This window comes from Halalkalibacter sp. HAAS-P014 (assembly GCF_056619965.1).
In genome coordinates, this window is record NZ_JBWQTV010000002.1 from 123,623 (window position 1) to 139,865 (window position 16,243).

Annotated in this window: 17 protein-coding genes; 10 read left to right on the top strand and 7 right to left on the bottom strand. The window is 37.5% G+C overall.

The window, feature by feature from the left end; all coding sequences use genetic code 11:
- Window positions 1-41: 41 nt before the first annotated feature.
- Window positions 42-947, bottom strand: a complete 906-nt coding sequence (locus AC1FXZ_RS01345) for an AEC family transporter (RefSeq protein ID WP_480050253.1) — start codon at window positions 945-947, stop codon at window positions 42-44.
- A gap of 192 nt (window positions 948-1,139) precedes the next feature.
- Here AC1FXZ_RS01345 and AC1FXZ_RS01350 point away from each other — a divergent pair, with 192 nt between their 5' ends.
- The 7 genes from AC1FXZ_RS01350 (at window position 1,140) to AC1FXZ_RS01380 (ending at window position 9,472) form a co-directional block, all read left to right on the top strand.
- Window positions 1,140-1,472, top strand: coding sequence for a toprim domain-containing protein (locus AC1FXZ_RS01350; protein WP_480050255.1), 333 nt, complete (start codon window positions 1,140-1,142; stop codon window positions 1,470-1,472).
- 138 nt (window positions 1,473-1,610) lie between these two features.
- Window positions 1,611-2,249 (top strand): MOSC domain-containing protein, encoded by a 639-nt coding sequence (locus AC1FXZ_RS01355; protein ID WP_480050257.1) that lies wholly within the window; start codon window positions 1,611-1,613, stop codon window positions 2,247-2,249.
- Window positions 2,250-2,438: 189 nt separating this feature from the next.
- A complete protein-coding gene (locus AC1FXZ_RS01360; RefSeq protein ID WP_480050259.1) occupies window positions 2,439-3,221 on the top strand; it encodes a Cof-type HAD-IIB family hydrolase in 783 nt (260 codons plus the stop codon).
- Window positions 3,222-3,499: 278 nt separating this feature from the next.
- Window positions 3,500-4,789, top strand: a complete 1,290-nt coding sequence (locus AC1FXZ_RS01365; protein ID WP_480050261.1) for a glycosyl hydrolase family 18 protein — start codon at window positions 3,500-3,502, stop codon at window positions 4,787-4,789.
- Between the two features lie 181 nt (window positions 4,790-4,970).
- Window positions 4,971-5,972, top strand: coding sequence for a biotin synthase BioB (gene bioB / locus AC1FXZ_RS01370; RefSeq protein WP_480050263.1), 1,002 nt, complete (start codon window positions 4,971-4,973; stop codon window positions 5,970-5,972).
- Window positions 5,973-6,020: 48 nt separating this feature from the next.
- Window positions 6,021-6,413, top strand: a complete 393-nt coding sequence (locus tag AC1FXZ_RS01375; protein WP_480050265.1) for a thiol-disulfide oxidoreductase DCC family protein — start codon at window positions 6,021-6,023, stop codon at window positions 6,411-6,413.
- A gap of 947 nt (window positions 6,414-7,360) precedes the next feature.
- Window positions 7,361-9,472 (top strand): peptidoglycan D,D-transpeptidase FtsI family protein, encoded by a 2,112-nt coding sequence (locus AC1FXZ_RS01380; protein ID WP_480050267.1) that lies wholly within the window; start codon window positions 7,361-7,363, stop codon window positions 9,470-9,472.
- Window positions 9,473-9,502: 30 nt separating this feature from the next.
- On the opposite strand, the gene AC1FXZ_RS01385 is transcribed toward AC1FXZ_RS01380, so the two are convergent.
- Complete coding sequence (locus AC1FXZ_RS01385; RefSeq protein ID WP_480050269.1) at window positions 9,503-10,072, bottom strand: LOG family protein; 570 nt, start codon at window positions 10,070-10,072, stop codon at window positions 9,503-9,505.
- Window positions 10,073-10,290: 218 nt separating this feature from the next.
- Here AC1FXZ_RS01385 and AC1FXZ_RS01390 point away from each other — a divergent pair, with 218 nt between their 5' ends.
- Complete coding sequence (locus tag AC1FXZ_RS01390) at window positions 10,291-11,094, top strand: ABC transporter ATP-binding protein (protein WP_480050271.1); 804 nt, start codon at window positions 10,291-10,293, stop codon at window positions 11,092-11,094.
- A gap of 62 nt (window positions 11,095-11,156) precedes the next feature.
- Here AC1FXZ_RS01390 and AC1FXZ_RS01395 read toward each other — a convergent pair whose 3' ends face one another.
- The 5 genes from AC1FXZ_RS01395 to AC1FXZ_RS01415 form a co-directional block, all read right to left on the bottom strand.
- A complete protein-coding gene (locus AC1FXZ_RS01395; RefSeq protein WP_480050273.1) occupies window positions 11,157-11,660 on the bottom strand; it encodes a cupin domain-containing protein in 504 nt (167 codons plus the stop codon).
- Between the two features lie 139 nt (window positions 11,661-11,799).
- A complete protein-coding gene (locus AC1FXZ_RS01400; protein WP_480050275.1) occupies window positions 11,800-12,801 on the bottom strand; it encodes a DODA-type extradiol aromatic ring-opening family dioxygenase in 1,002 nt (333 codons plus the stop codon).
- 275 nt (window positions 12,802-13,076) lie between these two features.
- Window positions 13,077-13,283, bottom strand: a complete 207-nt coding sequence (locus AC1FXZ_RS01405; protein ID WP_480050277.1) for an alpha/beta-type small acid-soluble spore protein — start codon at window positions 13,281-13,283, stop codon at window positions 13,077-13,079.
- A gap of 81 nt (window positions 13,284-13,364) precedes the next feature.
- Window positions 13,365-13,706 (bottom strand): YolD-like family protein, encoded by a 342-nt coding sequence (locus AC1FXZ_RS01410; RefSeq protein ID WP_480050279.1) that lies wholly within the window; start codon window positions 13,704-13,706, stop codon window positions 13,365-13,367.
- The gene (locus AC1FXZ_RS01415; protein WP_480050281.1) at window positions 13,703-14,932 is read right to left on the bottom strand and encodes a DNA polymerase IV; all 1,230 of its coding nucleotides are present in this window, start codon (window positions 14,930-14,932) and stop codon (window positions 13,703-13,705) included. The genes AC1FXZ_RS01410 and AC1FXZ_RS01415 overlap by 4 nt, the downstream gene beginning before the upstream one ends.
- A gap of 224 nt (window positions 14,933-15,156) precedes the next feature.
- On the opposite strand from AC1FXZ_RS01415, the gene AC1FXZ_RS01420 reads away from it, so the two are divergent.
- Window positions 15,157-15,417, top strand: coding sequence for a metal-sensitive transcriptional regulator (locus AC1FXZ_RS01420; RefSeq protein WP_480050283.1), 261 nt, complete (start codon window positions 15,157-15,159; stop codon window positions 15,415-15,417).
- Window positions 15,418-15,505: 88 nt separating this feature from the next.
- Entirely contained in the window at window positions 15,506-16,060 is a 555-nt protein-coding gene (locus tag AC1FXZ_RS01425; RefSeq protein ID WP_480050285.1) for a polysaccharide deacetylase family protein, read from the top strand.
- Window positions 16,061-16,243: the final 183 nt, after the last annotated feature.

Below are 16,243 nucleotides of genomic sequence, written 5' to 3' on the forward strand. Positions count from 1 at the left end.
TACTTTTAAAGAAAAGTGCTAGGTCATTTTTTATGGGGGGGTTATAAGATAAAGTTGGCTAATAGTATAATAAGAATCATGCTAATAACAACTGAAAAATTAGATAGCATTCCAATGAAACGAGCGGTTGTATATTTAAATTCATATGTATACGGAATAGCAGCTAACCCAATTGGTAAAATAAGCCCTACTAAGACTGTATTTTTAAACATTTGATCGACAGGAGCTAAATAATAAAAAATAAGGCCAACAAGCAAGCCTAGTCCATATCTGAAAAAAAGGAACTGTACCATTGGCTTCACGTATTTCTTTTCGATGGTGAAGTTTAATAATACCCCTAATAATAAAAGCGATAATGGCATATTTGCCATTGATAAGATCGATGCGATCTCAATAATTACTGTAGGTAATTTGATGTGGTTAAAGTTTAATATGCTAACTACAAGGTAGGTCATTAAGGGAATTGAGGTCCCAAGCTTTTTAATAATAACAATTGGTTTTAACGTGAGCCCTTCTGCTGAATAATAACTTGCTAATATATACGAAATGGCGAAAACAAGAATTGCATTACCTAAATCGAACATACCAAAATAGGTAATCCCTTCTGCTCCCCAAAGGGCTTGTACAATCGGCAAAGCAAATAAGCCAACGTTAAATCCGGCAACGATCATCATGATTGTGCCTTTCATTTCTTTTTCTACAGATTTAAATATAATTAAGGCAAGGAAAATTGAACACAAACCAAATGCTAGGACTAATCCAGATAACATTAATAAAGAGGGCTCGATACTTACGGAATCAAAGGTAACAATCATTAAGGAAGGCAAAGTAATATTAAAGATAATTCGTGATAGTACTGCACCATCCTCTTCTTTTAATACGCGTATACGTTTTAGTGTATAACCAAACATAATTAACAATATAATGAGTAGAAGCTCTTGGTTCATCTTGGGGTCATTCCCTTCTATGTAATTAGAACGATGTTATGTATATTTAAGTAATAGGGGTTTTTTTCCATTTGGGGAACCTCATAAAAGAAATTTTATATGATAGATTGCTAGAAGGCAATAGTATAGGATGATGGTTCCCGGTAGTAAAAGTCGCAATTTACGTAACAATTATAAAAGGATGTGACGAACATGGAAGAGAAAGTCTTAATTGTCGAGGGAATAAATGATCGTAAGCGTGTGTTAAAGTTATTGAATGAACCGATTGAGATTGTTTGTACATATGGAACGCTTAGTACTGAAAAGCTTGAAGATTTGATTTATCCAATCGAGGATAAGGACGTCTATATCCTTGTTGATGCTGATAATGCTGGGGAAAGCTTAAGAAAACAGTTAAAAAGGGAATTGCCGAATGCAACACATTTGTATACACAAAAGGGCTATCGGCAGGTTGAAACGACCCCACTAGACTATCTTACTGAGATACTACGTGAATATTTTTATGTCAAAGAAAGCTTTTATTAAGGAATAGTTAGTAGGAGAAAGTCCTATAAAGACGCGCAATTTAGTAAAGTGTGTGTAGGTGTTTTTGTAGTTTGAAGGACTATTTAAGTATAGCAAAAAATCTTATTTCAAAAAAACCAGTAGTAAGGGAGGCATACTGTGATAAAAGGATCAATCGTTTCTCTAAATATAGGAAATGCAAAGAATATTGCAAACAAAGGGGAGAAAGAAGTTGTGTCTGCTATTGTCAAAACACCAGTTTCTAAAGGAGTTTTGTACTTAGCAAAAACAAATATTGAAGGTGATGAACAAGCTGACCTTATTAATCATGGTGGGGTAGATAAAGCAATTTGTGTTTATCCATATGAACATTATCAGTACTGGGAAAAAAGGTTAGGGTTGAGTCTACCACACGCGGCATTTGGGGAAAACATTACAAGCAGTGGACTATTAGAATCAAAAGTTTTCATTGGTGATATATGGAAATGGGGAGAAGCTGTGGTTCAAGTAAGTCAGCCGAGAAGACCTTGTTTTAAAGTTTCGAGGAGACATGGAGTGAAAGAATTTCCTCTGTATATTCAGGAGACAGGATATTCTGGTTATTACTTACGTGTATTACAAGAAGGAAATGTTTCTAGAAGCGATTCCCTTGTTTTACTTGAGAGAATAACCGATGTTAGTGTTCAATCTGTTAATCACATTACATACCATGATAAAGACAATCATGAAGCAATTGAGAAATTAAAAAATCTCGCTCACTTATCTGATGCTTGGAAGGAATCACTACAGCACAGATAACGTTCTTTGTTTCAATGCGATTGTTCAAACGAAGCAATAAGAGTTTCGTTCATTTAGGACGAGCTCTTTTTAAACTTATTAATTTCACGTACCTTAATTGTTTTTTGTTTTAAGTGCAATCATTTACTTTAAAGTGTATGATGAGGTTAAAAGAAAGACTAGCTTAAGATAAAGTAAGGGGTTTTTTTGATGACAGAGAAAAGTATTGTGTTCTTTGATATTGATGGCACACTATTGGATTACAATAAGCAATTACCAACGTCAGCAAAAGAAGCGATTTATGCTTTAAAAGGGCAAGGACACGAGATAGCCATTGCGACTGGACGTGCTCCCTTTATGTTTGAAGACTTGCGAAAGGAATTAGATATTAATACATATGTCAGCTATAATGGTCAATACGTCGTGTTAAATGGACAGGTAGTTTATAAAAATCCATTGGACCAAAAAGCATTACAATCGTTAACTGATTTAGCGTTATCAAAAAATCATCCGGTTGTATTTATGGGCCATGAGGATATGAAAGCAAATGTTTCTGATCACGACTACATTGTAGAAAGTTTTGAATCGTTAAAAACCGGTCTATTTCCTAGCCACGACCCTCTTTATCATCAAGACCGTGAAATTTATCAATCTTTATTATTTTGTCTGGATAAAGAAGAAGCCTTGTACGAAGAAGCTTACGAGCAATTTGACTTTATTCGTTGGCATCGTTTTTCCGTAGATATTCTGCCATCTGGTGGTTCAAAAGCAATGGGAATAAAAGTAATTACTGATGCGCTTAATGTTGCAACAGAACGTCAATATGCTTTTGGAGATGGATTAAACGATATTGAAATGCTAAGTGAGGTTGCAAATAGTGTGGCGATGGGAAATGCCGAGCAAGAAGCTAAATCCGCAGCTAAATATGTAACAAAATCCGTTGATGAAGATGGAATTTTGCACGGTCTAAAATTAGTTGGCTTATTAAAATAATTACTCTAAGTTGTTTGGGACTGTTCTCAGACAGCTTTTTTTGTACAAAAAATCACCCTTGAACATTTCTCTTAATCAAGGATGAGTTAAGTTGGGAATGGTTACTACATTAAAAAGTCTTTAAGCTCCGTCCTTTTTTCCACAGAAAGTAAGAGTACAAGCCGTTTTGCGTTCATTGGGTAATAATTTGTTCATTTGAACTTATAGCCAAGCACCTATTCTGCGACAGTCGAATATTGTTGTAATGGAATAAATGTCTATTATAGGAGGACGAGATTGTGCAAATTCATGTTGTCGCAGCAGGTGAATCGTTATGGAGTATCTCGCAAATTTACGGAGTACCATTTCAAACGATTGTGGAAGTTAATGAATTACCGAATCCAGATCAGTTGGTGATTGGTCAATCCCTTGTCATACCAGGAATTGATCGCATGCACTGGATTGAACCTGGAGAAAATTTATGGACAGTTAGCGAGCATTATCGTGTACCTGCCGAGGATATAGTTCGTGAAAACAAGATCGAATACCCAGAAAACATTCCTGTTGGATTTAGATTGAATATTCCAAACGTATACCGTCAAAGGCCAGCTGTTGACGTGGGAGCATACGTCGATTTAAACATAACGGGTGAGGAGTCTCCTCAGTATGTAGATGAGGTAGGAGAGCATTTAACGTACATTCAAATCTTTAGCTATGAGTTAAATTCTGACGGAACCCTTACTCCAATCAATGACGAGGCAATCATAAATGCGGCTTACCAAAATCAAGTTGTGCCGTTAATGGTTATTACGAATTTAGAGAATGGTGCTTTTGATACAGAACTTGTTACAACGGTTTTACAAAGTGAAGAGTTGCAAAATCGTCTGTTGGATGAGGCAATCGCCATTATGGAACAAAGAGGTTATTTAGGTTTAGATTTTGATCTGGAGTATTTAGGGGCAATAAACCGAGAACAATACAACGAATTAATGAGAAAGGCACGAGTGCGACTAGATGAAAGAGGTTACTTTCTTTCAAGTGCTCTAGCCCCACAAGTTGAACCAGGTATGCCAGGTGTGCTCTATGAAGGACATGATTATGCTGCTCATGGAGAGATTGCTGACTTTGTATTTTTAATGACATATGAATGGGGATGGACAGGAGGTCCACCTATGGCTGTAGCTCCAATAAGTGAAGTGAGAAGAGTCATTGAGTACGCTGCATCTGTTATGCCGAACGATAAAATTATGATGGGAATTCCCCTTTACGGATATGATTGGACGTTGCCATTTGTGGAAGGTGAAACAAGAGCCAGGGCGATTGATCACCAAGAAGCCATTCGATTAGCTGCTCTGCATAATGCAATTATAGAGTACGATGAAGTCGCTCAATCACCACATTTCAACTATATTGACAATGAAGGGGTAGAGCATGAAGTGTGGTTTGAAGATGCTAGAAGCATGCAATCAAAATTTGATCTTGTAAAAGAATTCGGGTTGCGAGGCTTTTATTATTGGGTGCTTGGATGGGAATTTCCTCAAAATTGGTTATTAATTGAAGAGAATTTTGAAGTTAACAAACGTGTGTAGTTTTTCAGTTGAGTGGCTTTAATCGGATATGATGATATGACCTGGTATTGTTTACTAGGTCATTTTTCGTTTTTTGTTTGTTAACTGATTGACATATTAAGTTAACAATATTACGATTATTTTGTTAACTAACATTTTATATCGGTTAACAAATAATTGTTTTTGAAATGGGGTAAGGTTGATGCAAGATTGGATGGGGTTGGCTGGACGAGTGTTAAATGATAAAGACTTAACAAACGACGAGGCGCTTTCAATATTAAATTGTCCAGATGATGAAATACTATTGCTTATGCACGCAGCTTTTCAAATTCGTCAGCACTACTACGGGAAAAAGGTAAAGTTAAATATGATTATGAACGCTAAATCTGGACTATGTCCTGAGAACTGTGGTTACTGTTCACAATCTTCTATTTCAGATGCTCCCATCTCCTCTTATAAAATGGTGAGTAAAGATACGATTTTAGAAGGCGCCAAGCGAGCCTTTGATTTAAATGTAGGAACATATTGTATTGTTGCTAGTGGTAGGGGACCATCGAATAAAGAAGTCGATCAAGTTGTTGAAGCAGTGAAAGAAATCAAAGACGAGTACGGACTAAAAGTGTGTGCTTGTCTCGGACTTCTAAAACCAGAGCAAGCAACTCGTTTAAAAGCAGCAGGAGTTGATCGCTATAATCATAACCTTAATACCTCTGAGGGGAATCATGATCAGATAACTACTTCACATACGTATCATGATAGAGTAAATACCGTTGAAACCGTGAAAGAGTCAGGGATGTCACCGTGTTCAGGTGTGATTGTCGGCATGAAAGAAACGAAAGAAGATGTTGTAGCGATGGCTCGAAGTTTAAAAGCACTTGATACGGATTCCATTCCCATTAATTTCTTACATGCGATTGATGGTACGCCACTTGAAGGTATAAATGAATTAAATCCACTCTATTGTTTAAAGGTGTTAGCTTTGTTTCGATTTGTGAATCCGACAAAAGAAATTCGTATATCAGGTGGACGAGAGATAAATTTACGCTCGTTACAGCCATTAGGGCTCTATGCTGCAAATTCAATCTTCATAGGTGATTACTTAACAACAGACGGACAAGAGCAGTCCAAGGATCATAAAATGCTCCTTGATCTTGGGTTTGAAGTCGAGACAGTTGAAGAAATGAAGGAGATTTCTTCAAATTAACGAGCTATTATGCTATGTTAGTGTCAAATAAAAAGTAGGTGTTATGGAATGAGCCAAATTATTTTATTTGATGGTGTCTGCAATTTTTGTGATAATAGTATAGGCTTTATTTTAGAAAAAGATCGTCATAAGATCTTTTCGTTTGCCTCTATTCAAAGTGCAACAGGGGAAAAATTGATGAAAGAATATGGTATACCTAGAAATCTAAATAGCTTGGTTGTTTTAAGTGAAAATTCGTATTATGTGAAGTCAACTGCTGTCCTTCATATTTGTCAAACCTTAGGTTGGCCGTGGAAAGCCTTAACCGTATTCAAAGTCATTCCGACGAAGTATATGGATGCCATCTATGATATTGTTGCTAAAAATCGTTATAAGTGGTTTGGGAAAAGGCAAAGTTGTTTACTTCCGTCAAAAGAAACTAGAAAGCGGTTTTTAGAGTAATAGTGTACGTGAAGAGGGTGTTTGCTCGGAGTCCTTTCGTTTAGTATTTTCCAAAAAATTTACAGGCGCTCACATTTATTTATGAAAAGTCGTTAATAATATGTGTACAAATTTGATAAATGAGGTTTGGAAATGCATATATTATTATCATTGTTTCTTTTTTGGTTGAATGTAAAAAAGAAAACGTTTTATAATGTAAAACAATTCACTCCAAATATACTTTACGTCATGTTTTTCAATGCTCTTTATTATTATCTTTATAAGCATTTTCTCCTTTGGGAATTTAGATCGCCTTTCCTAAAAGTGAAGTCTCTTAGAGCTTTGCATATTTTCTTTATCATGCCTCTTCTAATTCTTTTATACCTTTCCGGATTCCCTAGTCGTTTATCGCAGCAAGTGGTGTATGTTACCAAATGGGTTTCTTTGTCTTCATTGGTTGAGCTTTGGTTTTTAAGATTGAAGTCAATTTGCTTTTATCGTGGGTGGACTTTTGGCTGGTCTATATGTATTTATGTGAAAATGTATTTGTTTAGTTTTTTATTTACTAAGAGACCAGTCGCAATTATGAATGCTTCCATTTTTTCCGTGCTTTGTTTTTTGTTTATTTTTAAACCTGCTTTAAGTAAAGGGTATCTCGAAGGTCCTTTATTAAAAAGGACAAAAGGTGTATTTCCATCTACATATAGAAAAAAGTCGTTCCTGTTAAAGATAGGCGAATGAATTAGAGTTATAGTAGAGGAAAGGGCTGTCTCATTTTGAGAAAGCCCTGTTCTTTTTTCTAACAAAGTGTTCCTTTTGACAAATAATGAGATTTTTCCGGTAAAATCCTAATAATCATAAATTTGTCTGAGGTTATATGTTAGTATGAAAGGGATAGTTGTTTTATCATTCTTTCCCCATTTACTAGCTTGAAGACTAGGTATTTATTAGAAAAAGGTGAGATACATATGAAGAAAAAGGCCCAACATAAGCAGAAGAGAAGAAATCACCTTAGTTTTCGATTAAATGTACTCTTTTTTGTGGTGTTTTTGATGTTTTCTGCTTTAATCCTGCGTTTAGGGTTTGTTCAAATTGTTGAAGGTGAGACGTTTGTGAGCGAATTAGCATCAACCACTAATTCAACGGCTCGAATTGATGCACCGAGAGGAGTCATGTATGATCGTTACGGTCATGTTGTTGTGGATAATCAACTTGAATTATCTGTAACGTACACAAATCCATCAAGAACGACAAGTCCACAAGCGATGCTTGAGATTGCAGAGGGTTTAGAGCCTTTAATTGAAATGGATACTGATCGAGTGACCCCAAGGGACGCTAGAGATTTTATTTTATTGTCTATGTCAGAAGAAGAGCGTTATGAACTTGTAACAAGGGAAGAAAGAGCAGCGCTTGATGGAGTGTCTGCAGAATATCAACTTGAGATTGAGCGAATTACAGATGAGCAGGTTGAAGAGTTAACCGATCAACAATTGCAGGTAATTGCGATTTTTCGTGAAATGGCACGTGGGTATGCTTATTCACCACAACGAATTAAACAGCGTATAACGGATGAGGAAGCTCATGTCATCAGTGAGAATCTCGATCGCTTACCTGGGATTGATATATTGCGAGACTCAAGTAGAACGTATCCGTATGGTGAATCATTTCGAGGTTTTTTTGGATCGACAAGGCAAATACCAAGTGAAAAATTAGAGTACTATTTATCGCGTGGATATGATAGGTCAGATCTCGTCGGTATAAGTTTTCTTGAACAGCAATATGAAGAAGTTCTTCGTGGTCAAAAGGCTATTGTTGAGAGTATTACAAGAAGAGAAGGGGCTCAGACCGTTGATAGAGAAGTGAATGAGCGTCTTGGCAGCCGAGGAAACGATTTGGTGTTAACTCTAGATATGGAACTTCAACAAAAGCTTGAAGGGATTTTAAAGGAAGAAATCCGTAAATCTGGAAATTCATTTATTAAGGATCGCTCTGCATATGCCGTCCTTTTGGACCCACGGACCGGAGATGTTCTAGCAATGGCAGGGTTTACTGGCGAACAAGATCTTCGAAGCGATCACATCGGGAATACTAATAATATTTTTGATATGGGATCATCCATTAAAGCCGCTACAGTTTTAACAGGTTTTCACGAGGGGGTAGCTCAACCTGGTACCCGTTTCAATGACCGTGCAATTCATTTTCCGGATGGTCAAGTAAAAAGGTCATGGAATACAAGTGGGTTTGGCTGGATTGATGATCGCCGTGCCCTAGAGCAATCATCGAATGTATATATGTTTGAAATTGGAATGAGAATGGCTAACTGTTATTATACTCCTCCAAATACAAGGGGATGTGGTTGGTCAGATAGTTCTGTAGAGAATGCATACCACGTAATGAGAAATAGCTTTAGTCAATTTGGTCTAGGTGTTGAAACAGGAATTGACTTGCCTTCTTATTCCTCAGGGTTTATTGGTGGTACGGATAGCTATGGAAATCTCTTGGACTTAACGATTGGACAGTTTGATGCTTACACACCTTTACAACTGGCGCAATACATTGGAACGATTGCTAATGATGGTTATAGAATGGAGCCTCGCCTTGTTAGAGAGATTAGAGATCCTTCTACAAACCAAGACTCTTCCGGAACGGTTGTTCAAAAGTTTGAACCGAAAGTATTAAACCGAATTGAAATGAGTGATACGCATATTAGTCGGGTTCAGCAAGGGTTGCGTGATGTGATGACGAGAGGAACAGCAAGTGGCAATTTTGGTAATGCCTCGTATCAACCTGCAGGAAAGACTGGGACGGCTCAGGTTAAAGTCACTGTTGGTGAAGGAGAGAACCGTCGTAGCATTGATGGGAACACCCAATCGTTTGTTGGGTATGCGCCTTTTAACGATCCTGAAATAGCTTTTGCGGTTGTTGTTCCAGGCGTGAAGCTAGCGAGTAATGGTGGTAGACAAGGAATTGCTCAAGCGATTGCGAAGTCGGCGTTAGAGGAGTATTTCGAAATGAAAGAAAGTCGTGATGGTGCCAAACCAGTCGATCAACCAATTTTGGAAGAAGTTAATATAGACTAATGAAAGAGAGGGTGATGCTACATCCTCTCTTTATTTGTCCCATTTGTTTTGATGTACGGGATTAAATTGCTCCATTTTTTTAATTAGTTCATTTGGACAGTCTGAGACAATCACGTTTTGAAGGAATTCAGTTTTTAGAAACCCTTCTTGTGCCATATGTTCTAATAGGGACAACAACTTATCATAATATCCATTTGTATTTAATATTCCGATCGGTTTCAGGTGATAACCAAGTTGTTGCCATGTGAGTGATTCTGTTAATTCTTCAATTGTCCCAATCCCTCCTGGAAGAGCAATGAATCCATCAGCTAATTCATACATTTTTGCTTTTCTCTGATGCATATCTTCTACAATGATGAGATCAGTTAGTTCAATATGTTGAACGTTATCATAAATTTTCTTTGGTATGACCCCGACAACCTCTCCATTTCCTGCAAGGACAGACCTTGCGAGTTCGCCCATTAAACCGACATTCCCTCCACCGTAAACAAGATTAATATTGTGTTTGATAAGTTCTTCGCCCAATTTATAAACTTCGTCTACATAAGAAGGGTTATTGCCAAAGCTTGACCCACAAAAGACGCAAATGTTTTTAAACATGTAACAGCCTCCATTCTAATAAGTTGACATATAAAAATAGTAATCGAATCTTCTTCATTTGTAAAATATGGGAGTCACCATTGTGAAAAATGATCGTTTAGGGGGAAAGATTGAGGAAAGGGCGAATATATACAGTAGTGTTCTGAGAGGTTTGTTCGAAGAGACTACTTCTGTGGTTTCATGAATAACCTTTAGAAGTTTTTAGTAGGAGGAGTACGATGGCAGAAAAAATTGTATCACTCAGAAATGTTTCATGGAAAAGAGAGGGAAGGACCATTTTAGATCATGTTTCTTGGGATATAGCAAGTAATGAGCATTGGGTTATATTAGGCTTAAATGGGTCAGGAAAGACATCCATTTTGAATTTGTTACTTGGGTATCAATGGGCATCTAAAGGGGATATTCATGTACTTGGTCAAAAGTTTGGACAAGCAAATATTCCTGAGTTGCGTAAATCAATTGGTTGGGTTAGTGCTTCTATTGATGAACGCTATGCTGCAAGAGGGCAGGATACAGCTATTGAAGTTGTTTTAAGTGGGAAGTATGCTTCTATTGGGTTATATGAAAAGGTTACTGAAAAAGACATAAGAAGAGCCAAACAATTACTAGAACAGTTAAAAATGGAAGCTTTGTCTGAACAACGCTTCATAAAGCTTTCACAAGGGGAAAAAAGAAGAGTCATTATCGCTCGAGCACTTATGGCTGACCCTAAAATTTTAATACTAGATGAACCGTGTAATGGGTTGGATATTTACTCAAGAGAGCAGCTTCTGGAAACCATTCAAGCATTAGCAACAGCAAAAGAAGGACCAACTCTTCTGTACGTGACGCATCACATTGAAGAAGTGGTGCCTGCCATCTCACATTCATTATTAATAAATAATGGAACGGTTGTTGCAAAAGGTTGTAAGCAAGTGACGTTAACGGAGGAAACCCTTGAACAAACATTTCAGATTCCCGTTTCATTAAAATGGGAAGAGGGGCGTTTATGGGTGACAGTGAAATCGAAACAATCTATATGAGAATGCTTGTGTTGGAGTTACAAAAAAGAAAGGAGTGTCCATTTGTGGACACTCCTTTGTGGTTAGTTGATTTCTGGTAGTGTTTCATAAGCAAGCTTTTTAATGATATCTTCATGTTGTGGATAGTCTTTTAGTAGTTCTTCTTGTGTAAAAAGTTCAAAATCTTCATATTCAAATCCAGGTGAGACCATACACCCAACAAGGGAAAACGAACCTTGTTCAAACTGGGACGATCCGAATATAGCATTTTTCGGTACTAATACTTGAGGTACTTCTCCTTGATCAAGATTCAGACCAAGGCGTACTTCTTCGTACTTGCCATCCTCATGTATGATATGTACCGACATGGAATTCCCTGCATGGAAGTACCATAATTCATCTGATTTTAAACGATGAAAGTGGGAAACATCACCGGAACGTAATAAAAAGTAAATGCTCGTATAGAGTAGCCTTGATGTTCCAGGTACTTCCTCTGTTGATTGAAATGACCGTTTGAAAAAGCCCCCCTCTGGATGTGCTTCTAGTTCGAGATGGTTGATCCAATATTCTGCTTGATTGTCGTTCATGTATAAAACCTCTTTTCTAATATTGCTTCTTATAGTAAACCAAAGGAAAGGGAAAGAAGCAATACTCAAGGTTGAAAGGAGGTTATGAAAAAAGGCTCGTAGTTTACCCTCATTTACAAGGTTTGTTGGCAAGGTCTAGTTACGACCATCTTGCAAAACCCATCCCTAAGCCTGTGCCTGCCGGTGTTCGAAAAACGGGTATATATTCAAGCCAATCTAAATCTAAATGACGAATTGACGCTTCTAACGTAATCCAATTCCGAATTTCAGAACTGCCCGATTGTAAGCGATTTTTTGGTAGGTTACGCAAGGTAGCTTCATCACGGTTTTTTAGAGCTGCAATCACTTGTTCATCTATGTCTTTGTCGGTTACGAAATGACTAAGTCCTCCTGAAGCAATGACCGCCACTCGTAAGTCTTCAGGCATTTCATCTACCGCTTGCTTAATCGCAGTTCCTAAATCATAGCATCTTGATGGGGACATATCTGTTGGAGGTACAGTACTTAAATAAATAGGGACCATAGGTGTTAACTCATCTCTCATTATTTCGGTAACAACCATTCCACATCCATGGCCGTGACCAAATTCTGAAGGTTCTTCTTTTCTTTCTTTCATCGCACACACATCAAAGCCACTTTTCATAAGTGAAGACATGATCTGTAAGGCAGTTTCTTTTGATCCTGGCCACTTATAGTGCTGGTCCATTCCCATTCCGGCAGCCATCTGCTGTATCGTTTCTTTATCAGTATAGTGGGGAGGAGGATTGATTTTAGCGCTTACAATTGTATCACCATAATAAACCCCTAGTGCGGGCATGATGTAATCCTCAAACCATTCGCCAGGGTGATCGTTGACTATACAAAGTACTACATCGGGCGCAGCTTCTTTAAAGTCATTATGTAGACGGTCAAATGCTTGTTCCATTTTCTGATGCTGGTCAATTAAGAATTCATCTTTTGCCTCATTTGCATAGCGTTCTTTAACTTTTGCTTCTAACTCTTGATAAGTTACTTTATTCCCCTCTGTATCGTATAACATTGTCCGGCGTGAATCAGAGTTGATAAGTGTACTCCATTTTTCCCCTTCTAATGCCATCATAGGACTGTGAGACATCCCTAAACCCATTACTATTTTTGCCATTTGTTTCACCTCTGTTTAAATGATTTTAGTTGTTTTCGTAAAGCGCTTACATGAAGAGTGAAGATTATATGAAGAAACCTTCTTGTTGAAAAATATAAGGTGCAGATAATTCTAGTTATTTAAAATAATCAGTCATTTATTAATTTACGTTATATTGTACTTTTTGTCAATTAAACGGTTAAACTGTTGAGAGTAAAATTAGAAAACCAAAAGAGCCAGTAGAATAATTCCACTGGCTCTAAAACATGTGTGGGCTAAGGGGATTTATCTTTCTCTTAGAATTGTGAACCACCTAATTGTTGCTCGGCCATTTGGACAAGACGTTTTGTTATTTCGCCACCAACTGAGCCATTAGCGCGAGAGGTTGTATCAGCGCCAAGTTGAACACCAAATTCTTGGGCAATCTCGTACTTCATGTTGTCCAAAGCTTGTTCTACTCCAGGAATAAGTAGTTGATTTGAATTGTTGTTGTTGCTTGCCATGATATATCACCTCTTTCGTTGTTATGGTTCTAGTATGTGAGATTGTAAGTGTGCTATTCAAGAAAAACAAAGGAAATGATTTCATACTCGCACAACTGATTTTATACAATCGATTGGGATGTAAGTGACGTCGTTGTTGTCTGTGACTTTGATTTTCTTATAGTGCCAATCAAGATGATCAATGACTCCTACAAGTTCATGAAAAACCCCCTCTGCCCAGTACGTGACATGCACTGCGAGTTCATGCTTAAGTGAATCCATTACAACGATTCCAACCTCTTCAAGCTCCTGTTCATCTAACTCAGGCTTTGCGACTTTTTTTAATTGTTGCCTTCTGTGGAGGAGTGCTTCTTTGTGTTCCGGTAAAAACATTCGGCTGCTCTCCCATAACAGGTTTCCACGTTGTAAGTGATGTTCGTTCATCTATAGTGTCCTCCTATCTTTTTCGCACGTTCAAAAGCCTGACCAGCCTTCGTTAAAGAGGAGGCACGAATCAGAGCAGTTGCACCATATTTTTCTTTTATACCGTCCATAACATAACCGATGTCCACCTTTTGGTTTCTACTGGTGTCAAATAAACTAAGCTGTACTTCATCATCGCTACAAAGTTTTGTTAAGCTAACAGCTATTCTTCTAATCGGATTTTCATCCCAAAATTGCAGAAAGAGTTTTTCAGCAACTTGAAAAATATCCATTACATAGTTTGTTGGCTCATATAATGTTTCTTGTCTATGAAATCCTGTTCTCACTTCATAACTAGCACCACTGACACTGACTGTGACGGTTTGCCCCATTACTTTTGATTTACGCGCTCTCATACACACTTCCTCACAAAGCTCAAGCAAAACGATTCGAATTTCAGCAATCCCTATGTAATCGCGTGGAAGAGTCATGCCATGTCCGATCGCTTTCTGGCCATCGTGGGAAGTTGTTGTGACAGGGGAGTAGTCCTCACCATTTGCTGTCATCCAAAGAACATGACCGTTAATTCCCCATTTTTGCTTCAATCGCTCTAGGGGGACGGTTGCTAACTGTCCAATTGTGCGAATGCCCATATTGCGTAAGTGACTCGCCATTTTTCCTCCAACTCCAAACATCTTTTCCACTGGGAGTTGCCATAATGTTTGTTCAAGCTCTTCTTTTTTTAACCAAAAAATCCCCGATTTGTTCTTTTTAGAAAAGTGATCACAGGCCATTTTGGCTAACACTTTGTTTTCTCCAACCCCGACTCTTGCTTGAACCTTTGTTTTCTCCCAAATGTGGCGTTGAATCTTTTTAGCCATTTCAAGAGGAGGGCCAAATAATTTCTGGCTTCCTGTAACATCGAGAAATTGTTCATCAATTGAAAAAGGTTCGACTAAATCGGTGTATTGCTCTAAAATATTAGTAATTTCAACAGAAATGGTAATATACTCTTGCATTTTCGGAGGAACGACAACTAAATCAAGACATTTTTGCTGAGCCTCCCATAAACGTTCCCCGTTTTTAATACCACTTTTTTTGGCAAGAGGACAGGCTGCTAAAATAACTCCTGATCGTCGCTTGGGATCGCCTGAAACAACAAGTGGCTTATGTGCTAAATGAGGGTATCTTGCTTTTTCAACAGAAGCATAAAAAGATTGCATATCGATAAGAAAAATCGTTTTCATCGAAACTTCACACTCCGAGTAAGAACAAATGTTTGTATTTGTATTATATACGAAAATACGTTCGATATTCAATATGAAGTTTGCTGTTAAGATTTGCTGTTAGTTTTTTTGATTGTGAGCATTCTGATAAATAGATTTAAACAGTGAATATATTGAAAGATTAGGGATACAAAGCTATGATTAGAAGGGGAATTGAAGGTACGTGACATGAAAGGAGCAGTTACATGCAATATACTGATCAAATGAAAAATAGAGTAAAGCGAGTAGAAGGACAAGTAAAGGCGCTTCTGAGAATGATGGAGGAAGAAAAGGACTGTAAGGAGCTTGTCTCGCAAATGTCAGCCGCAAGAAATGCACTTGATCGCACAATAGGACTCGTTGTTAGCACGAATCTAGAGCAGTGTGTTCGCGAACAAATAGATAAAGGTGAAAATACAGAAAAGCTAATTGAGGAGGCAGTTAATCTGCTTGTGAAAAGTCGCTAAAGAAAGAGGTAACAAAATGCAAAAAAATCCATGAATTGTGACCAAGGAAGTTGTGTACAACTCCAAAGAAGAAGGCGTATTAACAAATTTGAAACAACGAAGTAAAAAAGGGGTAGTACTGACATTTGATGATGGTCCGAGTAAATATTTAGAGCATTTTCTTGATATTTTAAAAAAGGAAGAAATACAAGCTGTTTTCTTTTGGCAAACGAAATTGGTTCATTATAAGCGAGCTTGGAAACGTATGGTAGAAGAGGGACATATAATAGGAGTACATTCTCATCGTCATCCGAACCTTACAAAGTTGGACTATCAACAACAAAAGAAAGAACTGCAAACAAGTAAAACTATCCTAGAAGAAATAACGAAACAAGAGATTCGGTATTTCCGGCCACCGTTCGGACAATACAATAAGGATACACTAGCCATTGCATCAGGCTTACAATTAGAAACAGTCATGTGGGAAATTTCATCATTTGATTGGGAATTGAAGCAAGATCCTATGAAGATTACAGAGAATGTTCTTGATTACGTTCAAGATGGATCGATTATTCTTCTTCATGAATTAGAGCAAACACTTCAAGTATTGCCAACACTTATTAAGCAGTTGAAGGAAAGAGGGTTTCATTTTTCTACATTGTAAATGGTGAAAGGCTCTTATATGGGTTGAAAAGAAGCCTCTCATCAAAAAAAGTGGGCTTCTTTCAGTGTTTTTAGAAAGTGATATTTGTGAGTAGAGTATTTTTTATAATGAGCGTGAAAAAATTACCCTTTAATAGGCAATCACCCTTGTAAGAATATTGACATATGTTGTGGTAAAAGAAGA

Coding starts and splice junctions, on each gene's coding strand:
- AC1FXZ_RS01345 (WP_480050253.1), bottom strand. CDS start 947: ATGAACCAAGAGCTTCTACTCATTATATTGTTAATTATGTTTGGTTAT.
- AC1FXZ_RS01350 (WP_480050255.1), top strand. CDS start 1,140: ATGGAAGAGAAAGTCTTAATTGTCGAGGGAATAAATGATCGTAAGCGT.
- AC1FXZ_RS01360 (WP_480050259.1), top strand. CDS start 2,439: ATGACAGAGAAAAGTATTGTGTTCTTTGATATTGATGGCACACTATTG.
- bioB (WP_480050263.1), top strand. CDS start 4,971: ATGCAAGATTGGATGGGGTTGGCTGGACGAGTGTTAAATGATAAAGAC.
- AC1FXZ_RS01375 (WP_480050265.1), top strand. CDS start 6,021: ATGAGCCAAATTATTTTATTTGATGGTGTCTGCAATTTTTGTGATAAT.
- AC1FXZ_RS01380 (WP_480050267.1), top strand. CDS start 7,361: ATGAAGAAAAAGGCCCAACATAAGCAGAAGAGAAGAAATCACCTTAGT.
- AC1FXZ_RS01385 (WP_480050269.1), bottom strand. CDS start 10,072: ATGTTTAAAAACATTTGCGTCTTTTGTGGGTCAAGCTTTGGCAATAAC.
- AC1FXZ_RS01390 (WP_480050271.1), top strand. CDS start 10,291: ATGGCAGAAAAAATTGTATCACTCAGAAATGTTTCATGGAAAAGAGAG.
- AC1FXZ_RS01395 (WP_480050273.1), bottom strand. CDS start 11,660: ATGAACGACAATCAAGCAGAATATTGGATCAACCATCTCGAACTAGAA.
- AC1FXZ_RS01400 (WP_480050275.1), bottom strand. CDS start 12,801: ATGGCAAAAATAGTAATGGGTTTAGGGATGTCTCACAGTCCTATGATG.
- AC1FXZ_RS01405 (WP_480050277.1), bottom strand. CDS start 13,283: ATGGCAAGCAACAACAACAATTCAAATCAACTACTTATTCCTGGAGTA.
- AC1FXZ_RS01410 (WP_480050279.1), bottom strand. CDS start 13,706: ATGAACGAACATCACTTACAACGTGGAAACCTGTTATGGGAGAGCAGC.
- AC1FXZ_RS01415 (WP_480050281.1), bottom strand. CDS start 14,932: ATGAAAACGATTTTTCTTATCGATATGCAATCTTTTTATGCTTCTGTT.
- AC1FXZ_RS01420 (WP_480050283.1), top strand. CDS start 15,157: ATGCAATATACTGATCAAATGAAAAATAGAGTAAAGCGAGTAGAAGGA.